Origin of the sequence: Streptomyces poriferorum (assembly GCF_019399235.1) — a bacterium.
Taxonomy (GTDB): domain Bacteria; phylum Actinomycetota; class Actinomycetes; order Streptomycetales; family Streptomycetaceae; genus Streptomyces; species Streptomyces poriferorum.
Window position 1 is genome coordinate 1 of sequence record NZ_JAELVH010000546.1, and the last position, 1,694, is coordinate 1,694.

Below are 1,694 nucleotides of genomic sequence, written 5' to 3' on the forward strand. Positions count from 1 at the left end.
GTGGGGGGGGTGGTGGTCAGGTGCGGAGGTGGTCAGGTGGTGCCCGGGTGGTGCCAGGTACCGAGGGGCTGCGCCGTGCGGCCCAGGACCGGAAGGACCACATCGCGTACGTGCCGGGCCCGCCGCGCGACGCCCTCGGCTTCTCCGCGCTTCGACGAGGAGGGCTGATGCGGTCCCTGGCTCAGGGCATGCCGCGCACCGGGCGTTCGGGACGCGGTGCCGCCAGCAAGGGCGGGGAGAGGAGGGGCTCGAGCAGCTGAGCGAGCTGTTCGCGCTGCTCCGGAGCGAGTCGGCCGGTGGCCGGCGCGAGGACGGCTTTGCCTTCCTCGTACAGGCGCTGGATGAGGGCACGCCCCTCGTCGGTGATCAGGACGACGACGGCGCGCTTGTCCCCGGGGCTCGTACCGCGGGTCAGCAGCCCCCGCCGTTCGGCTCGGGCGATGAGACCGGACATGGTCGACTTGTCCAGCCCCAGGAACGCCGCGAGGTCGCTCATGCGGAGGGTCCGGTCGCGCAGGATGCCGAGCACGCGCAGCTGCGTGAGGGACAGGTCGTGCTCCGCGCCGAGCCGGGTGAGCACCCCCATGACCTGGAAGGCGCTGCGGACCAGGCCGTCGACCAGGGCGTCCGTGGAGTCGTCGTCATCGGGAGCCATGCACGCCACCCTACTTGACATTGTTTGCATTACCAATAATTCTCATAGTGATTGGTAATGCAAACCAACCTGGGAGTTCCTCATGCATGCTGCGATCATCACGGCGTACGACGCTCCGCCCGTCTACGGCGAGCACCCCGAACCCGTGGCACGGGGCGAGCACGACATGGTCGTGGACGTCCTGGCGGCGGGCCTGCACCACCTGACCCGGTCCAAGGCGGACGGCAGCCACTACTCCGCCTCCGGAGTCTTCCCGCTGGTGCCCAGCATGGACGGCGTCGTACGCGACCCTTCGGGCCGCCTGCGCTACGCGGCCCTGGACGACACGAACCTCGGCACCTTCGCCGAACGCACGGTGATCGACTCACGCCGGAGCATCGTCCTGCCGGACGACGTGGATCCCGTCCGGATCGCCGCCGCGATGAACCCGGGCATGTCCTCCTGGGTCGCCCTGCGCCGCCGCATCACCTTCCGCGAGGGTCAGCGCGTTCTCATCCTCGGCGCGACCGGCAACGCCGGACGCATGGCCATCCAGATCGCCAAGCGGTTCGGCGCCGCCCAGGTCTTCGCCGCCGGCCGCGACGCCACCCGGCTCGCGGCGCTGACCGGCCTCGGTGCGGACCGGGTGCTGACCTTCGACGATGTCACCGCCGCAGCCGACGTCGATGTCGTCCTCGACTTCGTCTGGGGCGAACCCGCCGCCGGGGCCATGCTCCCGATGCTCACCGCCCGCGCCGACCGCTCCGCCCCGCTGACCTGGATCCAGATCGGCTCCATGGCGGGCGCGTCCGCCCCGGTCCCTTCCGCGGCCCTGCGGGCGGCGCGGCTGAACATCGTGGGCAGCGGCATCGGATCGGTCCCCGCCCGCGGCTTCATCGCCGAACTGCCCGAGTTGGCAAAGGCGGTGAGCGAGGGCGCCATCGACGTGCGGGCCCGTGCCGTGCCGCTGGCCCGGATCGCGCAGGCATGGTCCGAGAAGACCAGCGAACGCCTGGTCTTCGTGCCCTGAGGCGCCCCCCGAACTCATCAGGGCTGACAG

2 protein-coding genes are annotated in these 1,694 nt (G+C 71.1%); one reads left to right on the plus strand and one right to left on the minus strand.

The features are described 5' to 3' along the window. Window positions 1-181 precede the first annotated feature (181 nt). The gene (locus JGS39_RS39485; RefSeq protein WP_219574581.1) at window positions 182-655 is read right to left on the minus strand and encodes a MarR family winged helix-turn-helix transcriptional regulator; all 474 of its coding nucleotides are present in this window, start codon (window positions 653-655) and stop codon (window positions 182-184) included. Window positions 656-737: 82 nt separating this feature from the next. Between JGS39_RS39485 and JGS39_RS39490 the strand changes: the two genes are divergently transcribed. After that, window positions 738-1,664, plus strand: coding sequence for a quinone oxidoreductase family protein (locus JGS39_RS39490; protein ID WP_219574582.1), 927 nt, complete (start codon window positions 738-740; stop codon window positions 1,662-1,664). Window positions 1,665-1,694: the final 30 nt, after the last annotated feature.

Excerpts from the sequence above, each read along its gene's own strand:
- JGS39_RS39485 (WP_219574581.1), bottom strand. The coding sequence starts at position 655 with ATGGCTCCCGATGACGACGACTCCACGGACGCCCTGGTCGACGGCCTG.
- JGS39_RS39490 (WP_219574582.1), top strand. The coding sequence starts at position 738 with ATGCATGCTGCGATCATCACGGCGTACGACGCTCCGCCCGTCTACGGC.